18 protein-coding genes and 1 tRNA gene are annotated in these 16563 nt (G+C 62.5%); 10 read left to right on the top strand and 9 right to left on the bottom strand.

Going from position 1 to position 16563, the window contains the following annotated elements; all coding sequences use genetic code 11:
- Window positions 1-8: 8 nt before the first annotated feature.
- Together ACY34H_RS22615 and ACY34H_RS22610 are read right to left on the bottom strand one after the other, a co-directional pair.
- On the bottom strand, window positions 9-1235 hold the full coding sequence (locus tag ACY34H_RS22615; protein WP_464979719.1) for a DUF4861 family protein: 1227 nt from the start codon (window positions 1233-1235) through the stop codon (window positions 9-11).
- A 295-nt stretch (window positions 1236-1530) separates the two neighbouring features.
- Entirely contained in the window at window positions 1531-2169 is a 639-nt protein-coding gene (locus ACY34H_RS22610; RefSeq protein ID WP_464979718.1) for a hypothetical protein, read from the bottom strand.
- A 186-nt stretch (window positions 2170-2355) separates the two neighbouring features.
- Between ACY34H_RS22610 and dusA the strand changes: the two genes are divergently transcribed.
- From dusA to ACY34H_RS22575, 7 genes are all read left to right on the top strand, one after another.
- Complete coding sequence (dusA, locus tag ACY34H_RS22605) at window positions 2356-3378, top strand: tRNA dihydrouridine(20/20a) synthase DusA (protein ID WP_464979717.1); 1023 nt, start codon at window positions 2356-2358, stop codon at window positions 3376-3378.
- Window positions 3379-3842: 464 nt separating this feature from the next.
- A complete protein-coding gene (locus tag ACY34H_RS22600) occupies window positions 3843-5594 on the top strand; it encodes a methyl-accepting chemotaxis protein (RefSeq protein ID WP_464979716.1) in 1752 nt (583 codons plus the stop codon).
- A gap of 56 nt (window positions 5595-5650) precedes the next feature.
- On the top strand, window positions 5651-5983 hold the full coding sequence (locus tag ACY34H_RS22595) for an energy transducer TonB (protein ID WP_464979715.1): 333 nt from the start codon (window positions 5651-5653) through the stop codon (window positions 5981-5983).
- A gap of 36 nt (window positions 5984-6019) precedes the next feature.
- Window positions 6020-6355 carry an energy transducer TonB gene (locus tag ACY34H_RS22590; protein WP_464979714.1) on the top strand — a complete coding sequence of 112 codons (336 nt, stop codon included), beginning with the start codon at window positions 6020-6022 and terminating at the stop codon, window positions 6353-6355.
- A 159-nt stretch (window positions 6356-6514) separates the two neighbouring features.
- On the top strand, window positions 6515-7096 hold the full coding sequence (locus ACY34H_RS22585) for a hypothetical protein (protein ID WP_464979713.1): 582 nt from the start codon (window positions 6515-6517) through the stop codon (window positions 7094-7096).
- Between the two features lie 28 nt (window positions 7097-7124).
- The gene (locus ACY34H_RS22580) at window positions 7125-7298 is read left to right on the top strand and encodes a hypothetical protein (protein WP_464979712.1); all 174 of its coding nucleotides are present in this window, start codon (window positions 7125-7127) and stop codon (window positions 7296-7298) included.
- 176 nt (window positions 7299-7474) lie between these two features.
- Window positions 7475-7843, top strand: a complete 369-nt coding sequence (locus ACY34H_RS22575; protein ID WP_464979711.1) for a hypothetical protein — start codon at window positions 7475-7477, stop codon at window positions 7841-7843.
- Window positions 7844-8203: 360 nt separating this feature from the next.
- On the opposite strand, the gene ACY34H_RS22570 is transcribed toward ACY34H_RS22575, so the two are convergent.
- From ACY34H_RS22570 to ACY34H_RS22560, 3 genes are all read right to left on the bottom strand, one after another.
- Entirely contained in the window at window positions 8204-8653 is a 450-nt protein-coding gene (locus ACY34H_RS22570; protein WP_464979710.1) for a hypothetical protein, read from the bottom strand.
- A 146-nt stretch (window positions 8654-8799) separates the two neighbouring features.
- The gene (locus ACY34H_RS22565; protein ID WP_464979709.1) at window positions 8800-9135 is read right to left on the bottom strand and encodes a hypothetical protein; all 336 of its coding nucleotides are present in this window, start codon (window positions 9133-9135) and stop codon (window positions 8800-8802) included.
- A gap of 189 nt (window positions 9136-9324) precedes the next feature.
- The gene (locus ACY34H_RS22560; RefSeq protein WP_464979708.1) at window positions 9325-10038 is read right to left on the bottom strand and encodes a pentapeptide repeat-containing protein; all 714 of its coding nucleotides are present in this window, start codon (window positions 10036-10038) and stop codon (window positions 9325-9327) included.
- A gap of 161 nt (window positions 10039-10199) precedes the next feature.
- Here ACY34H_RS22560 and ACY34H_RS22555 point away from each other — a divergent pair, with 161 nt between their 5' ends.
- A complete protein-coding gene (locus ACY34H_RS22555) occupies window positions 10200-10673 on the top strand; it encodes a Rap1a/Tai family immunity protein (RefSeq protein WP_464979707.1) in 474 nt (157 codons plus the stop codon).
- An 83-nt stretch (window positions 10674-10756) separates the two neighbouring features.
- Window positions 10757-11137 (top strand): T6SS effector amidase Tae4 family protein, encoded by a 381-nt coding sequence (locus tag ACY34H_RS22550; protein ID WP_464979706.1) that lies wholly within the window; start codon window positions 10757-10759, stop codon window positions 11135-11137.
- 57 nt (window positions 11138-11194) lie between these two features.
- Here ACY34H_RS22550 and ACY34H_RS22545 read toward each other — a convergent pair.
- The 4 genes from ACY34H_RS22545 to ACY34H_RS22530 all read right to left on the bottom strand — a co-directional run bounded on the left by ACY34H_RS22545 (window position 11195) and on the right by ACY34H_RS22530 (window position 14555).
- Window positions 11195-11270: transfer RNA gene (locus tag ACY34H_RS22545), tRNA-His, on the bottom strand.
- A 254-nt stretch (window positions 11271-11524) separates the two neighbouring features.
- Window positions 11525-12373 (bottom strand): glutamate racemase, encoded by an 849-nt coding sequence (gene murI / locus ACY34H_RS22540; protein ID WP_464979705.1) that lies wholly within the window; start codon window positions 12371-12373, stop codon window positions 11525-11527.
- 18 nt (window positions 12374-12391) lie between these two features.
- Entirely contained in the window at window positions 12392-13921 is a 1530-nt protein-coding gene (locus tag ACY34H_RS22535) for a fumarate hydratase (protein WP_464979704.1), read from the bottom strand.
- Window positions 13922-13946: 25 nt separating this feature from the next.
- On the bottom strand, window positions 13947-14555 hold the full coding sequence (locus ACY34H_RS22530) for a YqhA family protein (RefSeq protein ID WP_464979703.1): 609 nt from the start codon (window positions 14553-14555) through the stop codon (window positions 13947-13949).
- Between the two features lie 277 nt (window positions 14556-14832).
- Between ACY34H_RS22530 and ACY34H_RS22525 the strand changes: the two genes are divergently transcribed.
- Window positions 14833-16407, top strand: a complete 1575-nt coding sequence (locus tag ACY34H_RS22525; protein WP_464979702.1) for a methyl-accepting chemotaxis protein — start codon at window positions 14833-14835, stop codon at window positions 16405-16407.
- Window positions 16408-16563: the final 156 nt, after the last annotated feature.

Genomic DNA, 16563 nt, shown 5'->3' with positions numbered 1-16563 from the left:
GCGCAGATCTACTTCGCTGCCGCCACCGCCACCTTCACCGGCGACTTCGCGCGCGCGGCGGTCAGCGCCACCTGCTTCGTCCAATCGTCCTTCGTGCGGATCTCGCCGGCACGGCTCCAGGCGGCGCCCACGTAGTACGTGAGCGGCTTGCCGGAGGTGACCGGGGCGATCACGAAATCGTTGGCCTGGTCGGAACCGGCTTCCTTCGCCGTCGGCACCACCACCGCCACGCCGAACGAATCGTTGCTCTTCTGCGTGACCCACTGGCGCAGCGAGCCGTCGGCCGGCACGCGGTCGGTGGCGATCTGCGGGTCCTGGCCCTTGTCGCTCGGCGTCTTGTTCAGGCCGACGACGGCGTTCAACTGCTGCGGACCGGCAAACGTGAACGTCGACTCGATGCGGTCGAACCAGTGGCCGGCATCGACGGTGAAGCGGCGCACTTCGGAAACCTTGGTGCCGGCGGCGTCGAACGCGTCGTAGGACAGTTCGAAGATAGCGCGCACCGGGCCGTTTGCCAGCACCTTCCAGCCCGTGTAGTTGCTTGCCTTGGCCAGCTTCGAACCATCCCAGATGGCGGTGCCGCCGGCGCCTAGCGTGCGGCCGACGTTGTACATGTCCATGCCTTCGCCCTGGTCCACGTGGTAATGGTCGTGGCCCTTGTTGTACCAACGGTCGACGATCGGATACGGCACGCGCTTGAACCAGATGTCGTTGCCGCTGGTGACCAGCACTTCCTTGGTGACGCCGGCCGGCGCCGGCGCGCCGAGGGCTGCGCCGTAGGTGCGGTGCGCAACCTTGTCGTTCTCCCATGCGAAGTCGTCCAGGCGTTCCTGCACGTAGCGCGCATGGACCTTGGTGGGGAACGGCGGCGACACGGTCTCGGTTTTCTCCACGGTGAAGGTGGCGCTCTTCTCGCCGGCCTTGAAGTCGTGCTGGAAGATCAGTTCACCATAGGCGATGCCGCGGTTCTCCGGGTCCTTGGCCTGCGGGGCCACGTTCGTCACCTGGTAGGGCAGCAGCTTGCCCGCGGCGTCGCGCACGGCGATCCGCTGCAGCATGGCGCCGGGCAGCACGCGGTTCACTTCCGACCACGGCACGGTGATCGTCTCGGCCGGGCGGGCCGCGTCGAGCGCGTGGGTGACGGTGATCGCCATTTTTTCCGCGTGGGCGGCGGGCATGGCGAAAGCGGCGGAGACGGCGAATGCGGCGGCGGCGGGCAGGAATCGATTGGTCATGGTGCTCTCAAGACGAAGGTTGAGTGGAACTGCGGGGACTGTCAGGCCGGCAGGATAGCCCGGCCCGGACGCATGGCGCCAGCAGGCGTGGCGCAGCCACGGGCAGGGCTGCCATCGGTCCCGTCATGCTTACAGGAATGGCAAACGAGTATCGGGACTCGCTCAGCGGGTGTCAACGGAAAGCACGGATTCAATCAATAATGTGATCGTTCCGCCATCGCCATGCGGCTTACAGGGCTGAGCGGGCCGCCAGCCTGCGCCCGCATGGCAAGCCCCGCGGCGCAAGGGAACATCCTCAGAGTTTTTGCGCGTACATGTCGAAGTTGCCCTCCACCAGCCGCGTCGGGCCGCTGATGCGGGGATTGCTCCAGTCTTCCACCGTATCGGCGACGGTGCCGCGGAACGTGCCCTTGATCCGGTAGGCTGCGCCCACGCCCGGCCATGAGATGGGGCGGATCAACTGCAGCGACACCGTCAGCGGCTGCAGGCCCAGCTTCGGCGCCCGGTGGGCGGCCCACAGCCGCGGCAACGCCGGCCCATTGGGCCTGGGCGCGGCGGCCAGCATGGTGCCGCCCCGCGGCGTCTCCAGGGCGGGTTCCTCGCAGCCGAACACCGGCTTGCACAGATAAGACAGCAGTTCGCCGGCCGCCGGTGCGCCGGGGAAGGGGGCTTCGACCGTCAGCAGGTTGTCGGTTACCTTGTCCTGCGCCGTGATCACGAACCTGCCGTGGACGACGTGCGCAGTGGCGACCTGGCCGTCGGCCGGCCGGTCCGGATCGATCTGCAGCGGCACACCGTCGATGAAGATCTTCAGGTGCTGCGGGAGGGCGGCCGCCCCGGCTGGCGCCTGCGCCGGCATGGCCCCGCTGGGGGCAACGTCGCAGGCGGACAGCATCACGGCGGTGGACAGGATGATGGCAACAGCGCGGCGCATGGCGATTCCTGGTAGTTGTCCGAAATGCCATGATAGCCGGACAGGCAGGGCTGCTGGACGAAGAGTGAGCCGGACCGGCATGTCCGGGCGGCCGGTGCGGCCGGCGGCGGACCAGCGTTGCCCACGCAACTTGTCCGCACACTGCCTGTATAATGTGCGGCCCCGTTTGGATCCCCCGCCGCCGCGATGAACACCACCGTTACCAGCCCTGCCGACGAACTTTCCGCTGAAACAAGCCCGTATCGGGGCCGCCGCCTGTCCGTCGCGCCCATGATGGACTGGACCGACCGCCACTGCCGCGTGTTCCACCGGCAGATCACGAAGCACACCTGGCTGTATACAGAGATGGTGACGACCGGCGCGCTGGTCTACGGCGACGTCGAGCGCCACCTGCGCTTCAACGAGGAAGAGCATCCAGTGGCGCTGCAGTTGGGCGGCAGCGATCCGAAGGATCTCGCCACGTCGGCGAAACTGGGCGAAAAGTGGGGCTATGACGAGATCAACCTGAACTGCGGCTGCCCGTCCGAGCGGGTGCAGAAGGGCGCGTTCGGCGCCTGCCTGATGGCCGAGCCGGAACTGGTGCGCGACTGCGTGAAGGCGATGCGTGACGCGGTGTCGATCGACGTGACCGTCAAGCACCGGATCGGCATCGACGACACGGAAAGCTACGACTTCGTGCGCGATTTCGTCGGCACGGTGGCCGATGCCGGCTGCACCACGTTCATCGTCCATGCCCGCAATGCGATCCTGAAAGGCCTGTCGCCCAAGGAGAACCGCGAAATCCCGCCGCTCAAGTACGAACATGCGTACCGCCTGAAGCGCGATTTCCCGCAGTTCGAGATCCTGATCAACGGCGGCATCAAGACCGAGGCCGAGATCGACGAGCACCTGCGGCACGTGGATGGCGTGATGCTGGGCCGCGAGGCGTATCACAACCCCTACCTGATGGCCACGTTCGACAGCAAGTATTACAGCGACGCCGCGCCGGTGAAGAACCGCGAGGAAGTGCTGCGCGCGATGATGCCGTACATCGCCGCCCAGCTGGCGAAAGAGGGCGGCCGCGGCCTGAAGCTGAACACGATCACACGTCACATGCTGGGCCTGATGCAGGGCCTGCCCGGCGCGCGGCAGTTCCGGCAAACGCTGTCCGATTCGAAACGACTGGCTGCGGGCAATCCCGAGCTGCTGCTGGAAGCCCTGAGGAAGTAGCCCTGCAAATTGGGGACGGACCCTGTTTTTGAGGAAATTTCCCAGAAAACAGGGTCCGTCCCCATTTTTTCGGTAACTTTGCAGGCGCGCTGATGGTGTGCCAACGCCCTGTTTTTGTTCACTTATTGCTTGAAACGCTCAGTTTCGTGCGGATTTGGGCCAATCTGTCGTAATTTCCCCATAGAAATTCAGAATACGCGTTTCTGCGTAGGATTTCGCTTGCCCCTTGGCAATGCGCAGAATTATACTTTCCTTATGGACACACATGCCGTCGTACTTCAATGTGTGGAGAAGGGATGAAAAGCCACAGCTGTTCCGCGTTTTTCTCCTCTTGTTTTGCATTCGCAGTCAATGTTTGATACTGTGATATACATGCCTTATGGCAATTAATCGTATATCTAGGCAATAACATCGCAGGCAAGTGCTGCCGGCATATCAATAACCGCTAATAACGAAGAGTCGAAATGAATCTCAGCAAAATGAAGGTGGGCAGCCGCCTGGCGCTCGGTTTCGCACTGGTACTGGCATTCCTGGTGGCCGTGACCGTCGTCGGCATTTTCCGCCTGGCGCAAATCCAGGACCGCCTGGATCACGTTGTTAGCGTTAACAACGTCGTCACCCGCCTCGTGATCGACATGCGCAACAACGTGGCCGACCGTATCGGTTCGCTGCGCGTGCTGACCCTGATGGCCGATCCGGCCGACATGGAGCCGGAATTCGCGCGCATCAAGGAGCAGACCGCGAAATATCATGCCGACCTGCAGAAGCTGGACGCCAAGTTCGCGATCGAAGCGTCGCCGGAAGAAAAGAAGCTGCTGGCGGCGATCAAGGAACATGAAGCCGTGGCGATGCCCGCCATCGAGCGCGCTTCCCAGTTCTGGCTGGCCAACGATGCCATGAGTGCCACCCGTATCCTGATCAAGGAAATCCGCCCCGCCCAGAAGAAATGGATGGAAGCGCTGGATCAGCTGGGCGCGCTGGAAGACAAGGTCAACAAGCAGTCGGCGATCGATGCCAGGGAAAGCTTCGCCGGCGCCCGCAACTTCATGATCGGCATGGGCGTGCTGGCCGTGCTGCTGTCGGTGGCTGCCGCGATTGCCATCACCCGCGGCCTGCTGAAGCAGCTGGGCGGCGAGCCGGAGTACACGGCATCCATCGCCGGCGCCATCGCCAACGGCGACCTGTCGGTGCAGATCGACACGAGCAGCGCCGCGAAGGAAAGCCTGCTGTTCGAGATGAAGGACATGCGCGACAGCCTGGTGGGCATCGTCAGCCAGGTGCGCGTGGGTACCGAAACGATCGGCACCGCCTCGCGTGAAATCGCCGCCGGCAACATCGACCTGTCGTCCCGTACCGAAATGCAGGCATCGTCGCTGGAAAAGACCGCGTCGGCGATGGAAGAACTGACGTCGACCGTGAAGCAGAACGCCGACAATGCCCGCGAAGCGAACCAGCTGGCCGCCAGCGCCTCCGACGTGGCCCGCAAGGGTGGCGCCGTGGTGTCGCAGGTGGTCGACACGATGAGCTCGATCAACGAGTCCGCCAACAAGATCGTCGACATCATCGGCGTGATCGACGGCATCGCTTTCCAGACCAACATCCTGGCACTGAACGCCGCTGTCGAGGCGGCCCGTGCCGGCGAGCAGGGCCGCGGCTTCGCCGTGGTGGCATCCGAAGTGCGCAACCTGGCACAGCGTTCGGCTGGCGCCGCGAAGGAAATCAAGGCGCTGATCGGCGACTCCGTGGAAAAAGTGGAGCGCGGTTCGAAGCTGGTGGGCCAGGCCGGTGTGACGATGGATGAAGTGGTGGCTTCGGTCCGCCGCGTTACCGACATCATGGGCGAGATCGCCAACGCCAGCCAGGAACAGAGTGCCGGCATCGAGCAGGTGAACCGCTCGATCATCGAGATGGACAGCATGACCCAGCAGAATGCCGCGCTGGTGGAAGAAGCGGCCGCCGCCGCGCAAAGCCTGCAGGACCAGGCTGGCGAACTGGCCCGCGTGGTGTCGATCTTCAAGCTGGAAGCGGGCGAAGAGCGCGCCGTGATCGCCGCCGTGAGCACCGCCGCCAAGGCCGTGCCGACCACCGCGAGCGTCAAGCCGGTCAAGACCGCCGCCCGCAAGCCAACCCCGGCCATTGCCGCCAAACCCGCGGACAAGCCGAAGAAAGCCGTGGCCGCTGCCTCGGCCAGCGCGGACGAGTGGGAAGAATTCTAAGTATTAAAGTTAAAACGAGACGACAACCTCATTTCACAATTTTTGGAAAAAATAACATGAACAAGCATCTGATCACCTTCTTCGCCGCCACCCTCGTTGCCGGCACCGCTTTCGCTTCCGAAGTGCCGGCCTCGGTCGACGCCCGCAAATGCAAGGCCGAATACCCGAAAGCTTCGCTGCTGAACGAAGAGCAGGGCGCGGTAACGATGGCCTTCCTGGTGTCGGCGAGCGGTGAAGTGGTGGAATCGAAGGTCGAGAAATCGAGCGGTTTCAAGAACCTGGACAAGGCGGCCCTGAAGGCGCTGACCGCATGCAAGTTCACGCCGGGCAAGAAAGACGGCGCCGTGGCCCAGACCTGGACCAAGGTCGATTACGTGTGGGCGCTGTAATCAACCGTAGCTGACAACGACAAAAGGGGAAATCAGATGAACAAGCGTTTCATGGGTGTAATGGCCGCGGTGCTCTTCGCTGGTGCCGCTTCCGCTGCGGAAGTGCCGGCTTCCTTCGATGGCAAGAACTGCAAGGCCGACTATCCGAAGGCGTCGCTGATGAATGAAGAACAGGGCACGGTATCGATGTCGTTCCTGGTCTCCGCTGGCGGCGAGGTGAAAGATTCCAAGATCGACAAGTCGAGCGGCTTCAAGAACCTGGACAAGGCGGCCATCAAGTCGCTGTCGGCCTGCAAGTTCAAGCCGGGCTCGAAGGATGGCGCACCGGCCGAGACCTGGACCAAGGTCGACTACGCCTGGAAACTGGACTGATTTTTTCTGTCGCGTTTGGCAGGATTACCTGCCAAACCAGAATTACCTGCTTACCTCTTCAGCCGGCGCAAGCCGGCTTTTTTTCGCCCGCTTGCGTCGCGCTGTTGGCGTGCACGCACATCTGTTAATCTGGCGCATATCGTTCTTCTGCCGCTCGCCATGAAAACCCCGCTTTGCCTGTCCCTGATGTCCCTGACGCTGCTGTCCGGCTGCACGATGATGCGCAACCAGAACGATCCGGCGCGCCTGAAGCAGACCGTGTCGGTCGTCAATGCGATCACGTGGACCAACCCGCTGTCCGGCAAGCGTGACGGCGTGCGTACCACCTGGCCGCTGGCGCAGCTGGCCGGCCACGAGGAGAACTTCCCGCTGGCGCAGATCAGCAATTGCGCCGGCAAGGAAGCGGCAGGCGCCGCGCCTTGTGCCTGGGGCGTGCTGAGCACGTCGCGCAGCATCACGCGTTATGCCTACATGGCCGGCGGCGTCACGCTGGACCTCGGCGTGGTGGTGGACGTGCACCGGCGCCAGCAGGACCGCCGGCGCAACTTCCATACGTCGATGGCCATTCCCGCGAATGTGCCGGCGCTGCAGTACCGCAAGGTGCAGCAGCAGGGCGTGGCGCTGCCGTACGGGAAGGTGTACCGGATGGAGTTCGACCATGGCGTGCGCTTCGACATCTGCGCCCAGCGGCTCGACCAGAACGGCCGTGCGCTCGATGATTGCGACATACCTTATATTTAGATTGCCTTATCAACCGACGGAGGAAATGATGGCGCAATCGAAATCGACCGGTAACCAGAACAAGCAGTCCGCCACCGAAGCCGAAATGGAATCGTCGGCATCGCCCAAGAAAGCAAAGCAGGGCAAGGAAGCAGCCAGCCACACGAAGGCTGGCAGCAAGGAAGGTGCCGGCGGCGGCAAGAAGCAGGGCCGCAAGCACTGAGGCATGCAGCGGGCAGTGCCGGAACAGACATTGCCCGGCCGCGCGGCCCGTGCCGCGCGGTAGTTCCAGCACCATCGCGCCATATTTCCATGTTGTTTGCCGCTGTAACGGCGTGTAAATCCACGGCACGCTGGCTGGAAATTCCCTATAGTTCTCTATTGGGAAGGAGATTTACCATGAAAAGTTTGCTGATTCTGCCCGTCGTGGCAACCGTTCTGGCAGGTTGCGCCGTTCCCGGCCCTTACTATGCCGCGCAACCCGTCGATCCGTATCAATGGCGCACCGTGTCGGTCACGCCGGTGGCGCCGGGCACCGCGGCCCGTGCCGGGTCTTCCGTCACCTATACCACCGAGCCGCTGCCGGCCGTCACGTACGTACCGCAGCCGGTATATGTGCCGCAGCCCGTGTATACGCCTGCGCCGGTCTATGCGGCACCATCGTACTGGTATCCGCCGATTTCGATCGGGCTGGATTTCGTGTGGAGCCACCGCTCGGGCGGCTGGGGACGCGGCTATCACGGCCGGGGCTGGCGCGGCCGTCGCTGATCCCTGGAGGCTGGACTGCCTGGCGCACTTCGCCAGGCGCTTACCCAGGCCGTTGGCACATGGGTTTGCGGTCCGTTGCGTGCACTCAGTGCAGCAGGAAGAATGTGGCGTTGTGGAGCAGATCGGTGGAGCACAGCAGGTAGGTGGATGTGCCAACCAGGCCGAGCAGAATAGTGCTGAATGTGAGGGGAATGTGCCGTGCCATGATGGGCTCCTTTTGACTTAAGTTCATCTTAAGAGAGCGGCGTTCCGAAGTCATCGGCAAAAGTGTGGGGAAGTTGTAGGAATAACGCTCGTGAAATTGCGCAGGCTGCCCGGCCTGCGTTTTTTTTGGAAATCGGGATCGGCCGCGGCACTGCCTCAACGGCGCCCGAACGTGATCACATTGCTTTCCGGCGCGGTGTCGAGCGCGTTGGACATCGTCAGCCAGGTGGTCACGCTGTCGGGCTGCTTCAGGTGGATGCCCGATCCGTCGATATAGCCGACCAGTTCCAGCGTGCTGGCATTCATTTTCGCCTTCGACACTGTTGGCGCTACCATCACCAGCCGGTCATACGCCTTGCGCACCTTGTTTTCCCACTTGTGCAGGCTGGTTTCCTCGAAGCGGTTGGCTTCGAAATACACGGTCAGCGTGCCATCCGGATTGCCGTAGCCAACGATGCCGGCGCCCTTGCGGATCGGTCCACCGCCCACGTCCAGGGCATCGGTGGGCACGAATACGCCGGCCCGGCCATCGAGGCCCGGGCGCTCGGTAGGGGTGTCCTTGCTGTAAGTCGAGAATTCTTTGGATGCGGGAGCGGCGGAGGACATGATGGTTATTGATATTTGGCAATACCAATATTGTACCGGCAAATAAATTCCACTGCGCAACTTCAAGTAGAAATTTCATCTGCCACGCCTGCCAAACAACGCTTTGGCAGGCTGCCGTTCTTCAGCCGCTATGCGCCGGTGTCGAACTATGTGGAAGGCTCACTGCCAGAAGTGATTTCAACCGACCACGAGTAGTCGTAAATGTCGTAATGCGCCTGCGCCGTGTAGCCGCGGGCCATCATGTCCTGGCAGAGCTCAACGGCTTCCTGCTCCGACATACACGCGATCTCGCGGGGGAAATCTTCGGCTGGCTCCGGCTCCCGCGGTGGCGTCACTTTCGCGGTCACGCTGGCCGTTCGTGACGTGCCCAGCACGTAACCGGCGCAGCGGCGCATGAAGCCGTCCACCGTGCTATCCGCGCTGGTTTCTCCCGGTAAAAAATCAGGGATGAGGAAGAGTTTGTTGTTTTCTTGGGTGCCCATTGCAACCTCTCAGGTGACGATGATGCCGCAGCGTATGGATGAGTTCCATCTCCTGCATTGTGCACCAGATGAGGCTATCATTTGTTGTTGGAAACTTATTTTGCCTGCTGTATGCATAAAAACCACAAGTAACGATGGTTTATTGCTTTATAAGCAGCGGACATGCCGCGCCAGGCATGCCGGTGAGTGTCAGCCCACCCGCAAACCCATTTCCGCCAGCACTTCCGCCGCCTGCCGCGACGAAATGAGCGCGCCCTGGAACAGCTTGACGTCCGACAGCTTCAGCCCGCCAAGATCCGCCTCGCGCAAGTCCGCATTGTCGAAGCGCGCGCCTTTCAGGTTTGCGTTGCGCAGGCTGCCGCCGTTGAAGACCGCATCGCGGAAATCGCAGCCTGCCAGGTCGGCATCGGCGAAATCGAGCTGCGCCAGCGTGGCCTTGCGAAACGACATGCGGCGCAGGTCGGCGCCGACCAGCAGGCAGTCTTCGAACGCCAGGCCCAGGTGCGCCGCTTCCTCGAAATTCGCGCCGGTGAGTTTGCAGCCTTTCAGCAGTGCCGAAGCGAGCCTGGCACGGCGCCAGCTGCTGTTATTGAGATCGCAGCCGCGGAATTGCGCGTCCGTCAGGTCCGCCGATTCGAAATCGGCCTGGCGGCCACGACAGCGCTGCCATGTCGAATGCGTGAGCCTGGCGGCATAGAACGAGGTCTCCGCCACGCTGCAGTTCACAAACGTGGCGCCGCGCAGGTCGAGCCGGGAAAGGTCGGCGCCATCCAGGTCGCATTGTTCGAATGTCGGGGTGCCTTCGGCGAGCGCGCTTTCGACATCGGCGCGGGTAAGGGTCTGGTCGTGGAAGTGCATCGAATCGTGGTGGTTGCGGTCGCATGCCGGCGCGATCCTACTCATTCGAAGAGGACTCTGCAGGCGAAGGCGGCAATTATATGTCCTCCCCGATGACGAACGTGCGGCACCCACTCCGTCGCGAGAAGCCGCACGTTTCGTTAGCGCAATGCGGCGGACAGATTTCGGTGAGAGCATCCAAATTCCGACAGCCTGGAGTTGTACAAATGAAGCCAACCTTACTGCTTGATCCGCATCATCCGTTTCCGAAGACTTCTCCACTGCTTCGTCAATCGTTCGCATTTTGCACAGTCGCGCGGCAGAGCAGCGTGAACCAGCTTGTGCGACTGGCGGTCACACTCCTCTCCATGTCGGCTTGCAGCCTTGCCTGTGCCGCGCCGTATGCCTACACGCTGACTGGCGACAGGTTCGTCCAGATGATGAGCGCTACCGAGCCGCTCGACCATCACGCCTACATGTTGCGAGAAAAGGCATACAGCTATCTGGATGGCGTGCGTGATGGCGCTGAGGGACGCCATTGGTGTGACGTGAACCAGTTGAAGACGCCGGATCTCGCTGATGAACTGGCGGGAGCGATTGCAAAGCTCCCGGCCAGCGAGCGCAAGAAGAATGCTTCGATGCTGTTGCTTGACCAGCTGCACCGCAGATTTCCGTGTTCCGCCAAAGGAGGTAAATCATGAAGCCGTCATTTGACCAGGTAGATTAACATTTTCCAAAGAGCGAGAAGCGCGAGGTGCTATATGAGGAAGTTGGGTGGTCGGACTTGAACGCGAATCCCTCGTTCTACGACACCTGCGCAGTGCGGATGAGCGTGGCATTACTGCGGGCTGGCGTCAAACTGCCAGGCGCCCGGATGGTGGCCAAGGAAGGGCGTCTCAAGGGGAAAAGAATCGAACCGGGCCAAGGCAAACTGTCACGGATTCTCAAGCGTATCTGGGGAGCGCCAGAAGTGTACAGAGATGAGAAGGCCGCCAGGGATGGTATTGGAAGGCGCCGCGGCGTTGCTTCGTTCTTCCGTATCCACGGCACACCGAATAGTGGTGGGCATATCGATCTGGTCCATTCGACCGGGAATGGATTCCACGAGTGTGCGCGCACTTGCTTCTTCGGCTCAATGGAAATCTGGTTCTGGCCGTTGAAATAAATCCGCAAAACAAAAAAGGCCACATGCCGGAGCAGGTGACCTTCTTCATGAATTCGGTGGGGTGGCTGATGGGGCTCGAACCCACGACAACAGGAATCACAATCCTGGACTCTACCAACTGAGCTACAGCCACCACTGAACTACGTTTTCTGTTTCGCCAGTAGCGCAACAGAGGCCGCATTATACAAGGCCGATTGGCATCTGGCAAACCCCTATTTTCCTGAAATTTCCATAAAACAGGGGACGGACCCCTGTTTCAAAGCAAAACCGGGCAAAACTGGGGACGGACCCCTGTTTTCAGGAAAATATGCGGACAGCCAGGCCTGTGTAACTCCGCAATGCGCGGCAGTTTCCTCCAAACAGGGGTCCGTCCCCAGTTTTCGGGTTTCAGGCGATGTCGACGGCGTCGACTTGCGGCGTGAGCGAGAGCAGGGCGCGGAAGGCTTCGGCGAGGACGGCGGCGCTGGCGGTGGTGTAGCCGCGCAGGTGCGGCACGCCGGCGGGGCGCAGCAGGCCGGCGCCTTCGAGCAGCCGGGCGAGCTGGCGGGCGACGGCGTCGCCGGTGTCGATCAGCGTGACGGGAGCGCTGGCATCGTGCGACGCATGCCGCGCGACCACGTCGCGGATCGCCTGCTCGACGAACGGGTAGTGCGTGCACCCCAGCACCAGCGTATCGGCGCCGCGATCCAGCAGTGGCGACACGTACTGTTCCAGCAGCGCCATCGTACCCGCCGAGCCCAGTTGCCCCAGTTCGATCTGGTCGACCAGGCCGACGCAAGGCTGCAGCAGGAACTCGGCTTGCGTGGAGGCGGCGACCTGGTTGCGCAGTGTCAGGAATTTTTCGCTGTGCAGCGTGCGGTCGGTGGCCAGCACGCCGACCTTGCCGGAGCGAGAGGCGGCGGCGCCCGGCTTCAGCCCCGGTTCCACGCCGACGATCGGCACGCCCGGCCACTCCGTGCGAATGGCCTTGATGGCGGCGACGGTGGCGGTATTGCAGGCCACCACCAGCGCCTTGACGCCTTGCCCGAACAGGAATGCGGCGACGGCCAGCGAACGCTGGATCACCCATTCCTCTTCGCGGTCACCATAAGGCGCGTGACCGGAATCGGCGAAATAGATCAGGTGTTCATGCGGCAGTTGCGCATGCACATGGCGCAGCACCGACAGCCCGCCCACGCCGGAATCGAAGATGCCGATGGGAGATTCGGCATTGACGGGGTGGGCAGGCTGCGTCATGGTGATTTTCCCGGAAGGTTAAGCCAGCGCGCCTTCGGCCTTCAGGTTCTCGATCTTCACAGCCCATTCCTTCGGGCCGGTCTGGTGCACCGAGGTACCGGTGGAATCGACGGCCACCGTCACCGGCATGTCGACCACGTCGAACTCGTAGATCGCTTCCATGCCCAGGTCTTCGAAGCCGACCACTTTCGCATTCTTGATCGCCTTCGACACCAGGTAAGCGGCGCCGCCCACGGCCATCAGGTAAGCCGATTTGTGGCGCTGGATCGATTCGATCGCAACGGGGCCGCGCTCGGCCTTGCCCACCATGGAAATCAGACCGGTCTTCTCCAGCATCATGTCGGTGAACTTGTCCATGCGGGTCGCCGTGGTCGGGCCGGCCGGGCCCACGACTTCGTCGCCCACCGGATCCACCGGGCCCACGTAGTAGATCACGCGGTTGGTGAAGTCCACCGGCAGCGGCTCGCCCTTGGTCAGCATGTCCTGGATGCGCTTGTGCGCGGCATCGCGGCCGGTCAGCATCTTGCCGTTCAGGAGCAGGGTCTGGCCCGGCGTCCACGAAGCCACTTCTTCCTTCGTCAGCGTGTTCAGGTCGACGCGCCTGGACTTCTCCGTATCCGGCGCCCACGACACGCTCGGCCAGTCGGACAGCTTCGGCGGCTCGATGTAGGCCGGGCCGGAACCATCCAGCACGAAGTGCGCGTGGCGCGTGGCGGCGCAGTTCGGGATCATGGCGACCGGCTTGGAAGCCGCGTGCGTCGGGTACATGTTGATCTTCACATCCAGCACGGTCGTCAGGCCGCCCAGGCCCTGGGCGCCGATGCCCAGCGCGTTGATCTTGTCGCACAGTTCGATGCGCAGCTCTTCCAGCTTGTTTTGCGGGCCGCGCTTTTTCAGCTCGAACATGTCGATGTCTTCCATCAGCGACTCTTTCGCCAGCAGCATCGCCTTCTCGGCGCTGCCGCCGATGCCGATACCCAGCATGCCCGGCGGGCACCAGCCGGCGCCCATCAGCGGCACGGTCTTCAGCACCCAGTCCACCAGCGAGTCGGAAGGATTCAGCATGACGAACTTGGTCTTGTTCTCGGAGCCGCCGCCTTTCGCAGCCACGCCCACGTCGACCGTGTTGCCTTCCACCAGTTCCATGTGCACCACCGCTGGGGTGTTGTCCTTGGTGTTCTTGCGCTCGAAGTGCGGGTCCGCCACGATCGACGCGCGCAGCTTGTTGTCCGCGAAGTTGTACGCGCGGCGCACGCCTTCGTTGACCGCGTCCGTCACGGTGCCGGTGAAGCCTTCGAAGCGCACGCCCATGCCGATCTTCAGGAACACGTTGACCATGCCGGTATCCTGGCAGATCGGACGCTTGCCCTCGGCGCACATGCGCGAGTTGGTCAGGATCTGCGCGATCGCATCCTTGGCGGCCGGGCTCTGCTCCGACTCGTAGGCGCGGCCCAGGTGGGCGATGTAATCGGCGGGATGGTAATAGCTGATGTACTGCAGCGCGGCGGCCACGGATTCGATCAGGTCTTCTTGCTTGATGATGGTCATGACTGTTCTCTTGCGATTGGCTGGATTAGTGATGCTTGGAACCGTTTTGCGTGCCTGTCATCAGGCGGTCCGTGTAGGCGATGGCCATGGCGGACGCCAGGAACGCGATATGGATGCCGGTTTGCGCCAGCAGCGTCTTGGCATCGTATACGTGGGCGTTGATGAAGGTCTTCAGCAGGTGGATCGACGAAATGCCGATGATCGCGGTGGCCAGCTTCGTCTTCAGTACCGAAGCATTCACGTGCGACAGCCATTCCGGCTGGTCCGGATGGCCTTCGAGGCCCATGCGCGAAACGAAGGTTTCATAGCCGCCCACGATCACCATGATCAGCAGGTTCGAGATCATGACCACGTCGATCAGGCCCAGCACCACCAGCATGATGGTGGTTTCATTGAGCTTGGTCGGCGGCGGCGCGTTCGGCACGGTCACGGCGGCGATGATGTGCTGCAGCGATGCTTCGTTGCCCATCGCGGCACCGATCAGATCCTTCAGCTCGACCCAGAAGTGGAACACATAGACGCATTGCGCCAGGATCAGCCCCAGGTACAGCGGCAGTTGCAGCCAGCGGGACATGAAGATGAAAGAGGCGATCGGGTTGAGGCGGCGTCCGTTTGGATACTTCGGATCGGTCATCGAAAAATGGCTCCGGTGGGTGGTGCGGATAAAAACACGCGACATTCTACACCTGAGCGGTCCTTGCCGCAGCTCAAGGCCCGGCCGCTCGCCGCCTGTTTATTGTGCGCTTGTTGCTGGGCCGAAACAAAAATGAATGTAATGTTTGGTTACGGCAACATCTTCAATCTACAATCCTTGCCTTTCGGCCGCTGCCCACTCCCCGCAGCTCCTGCCGGCATGCACTTCGCGACATGGCCATGTCCCCGCCGCCCGCGCCAACTCCGGAAAAACAACAATGTTCAACAACCTGAAAATCGGCACCCGCATCAGCCTGATGCTGGGCGTGCTGTTCTTCCTGCTGCTCGTGGTGAGCGGCCTTTCCCTGCAAGGCGTCGCGCGCAACAACGAGGGCATCCGCGACCTGAAAAACAGCAGCGCCGGCCTGGTGGCCGCGCAGAACGCGATGTGGGAACTGCGCTTCGGTATCGCCAACTTCATGACGGCCAATGAACAGGGCCGCGCCAAGATCATGGGCGACGAGCAGAAATGGGCCGGGATCATCGACGAAAACCTCAAGCTCTACGAAGCATTGCCGCACACCGACGAGGAAAAGACCGGCCTGGCGCAGCTGAAGGACTCGTATGCCAAGTACTTCGCCTCGCGCCCGCGCTGGTTCGAGCTGTATTCGGCCGGCCAGACCGAGGAAGCCGCCGAGTGGCGCGCCAATAACACCAACAAGTTCGGTGCCGCCACCGTGAAGGGCTTCAAGACGCTGATCGAGATGCAGGAGCAGAACGCCAGCCTGGAAGTGGACCGCCTGCTGGCCGCAAACGCCACCAACCGCAACGTGATGTTTGCCACGGTGCTGCTGGCGATCGTTATCTCCGTGTGGACCGGCTACCGTGTGGTGCGCTCGGTGACGCTGCCGCTGCGCGACGCGCTGCACCTGGCCGAAACGGTCAGCAAGGGCGACCTGACGAGCCGCGTGACGGTGCGCAGCAACGATGAAATCGGCCAGCTGATGCGCGCGCTGCAGGAGATGAACGACAGCCTGGTGCGCATCGTGACCGAGGTGCGCAGCGGTACCGACACCATCGCCACCGCCTCCAGCGAGATCGCCGCCGGAAACCTGAACCTGTCGCAGCGCACCGAGAACCAGGCCGGCTCGCTGCAGCACAGCGCCGCCTCGATGGGCGAGCTGACGACGACCGTCCGCCAGAATGCCGACAACGCGCGCCAGGCCAACCAGCTGGCCCAGTCGGCCTCCGACGTGGCCGTCAAGGGCGGCGCCGTGATCGGCGAAGTCGTCTCGACGATGGATGCGATCAATACGTCGGCCCGCAAGATCGTCGACATCATCGGCGTGATCGACGGTATCGCCTTCCAGACCAACATCCTGGCGCTGAACGCCGCCGTGGAAGCGGCCCGCGCGGGCGAACAAGGCCGCGGCTTCGCGGTGGTGGCATCCGAAGTGCGCAACCTGGCCCAGCGTTCGGCCAGCGCCGCCCGCGAAATCAAGGAACTCATTGGCGACTCGGTCGACAAAGTGGACGCCGGCACCCGCCTCGTGTCGCAGGCCGGCAGCACGATGAACGACGTGGTGGAAGGCGTCAAGCGCGTCACCGACATCATGGCCGAGATCACCAATGCCACCGTGGAGCAGAGCGCCGGCATCGAGCAGGTGAACGTGTCGATCGTGCAGATGGACGACATCACCCAGCAGAACGCCGCGCTGGTGGAGCAGGCATCGGCTGCCGCCGCATCGCTGCAGGAACAGGCCGCCGGCCTGGCGCAGGCGGTCTCCGTCTTCCGCCTCGACGCCGCGGCCGCTGCCGCACCGGGCCGCGCGTTGCTGTCACACCGCGGCTGACAGCAGAGGTAGCAGCATCCAGGCGGGAGGGCGGCTGCGGCCACCCTCCCGCTTTTTCCATTGTGAGTAGAATGGCAGTATTGGTTTGCCGGACATGCGCTCTCCTGTAAGGGCGTTGTAAGCGCCTCGCCTTACTGTCATGGCAAACAACTACCA

It is taken from the genome of Pseudoduganella sp. jia 9 (assembly GCF_055502615.1).
This window is presented reverse-complemented; position numbering and strand designations above follow the sequence as displayed.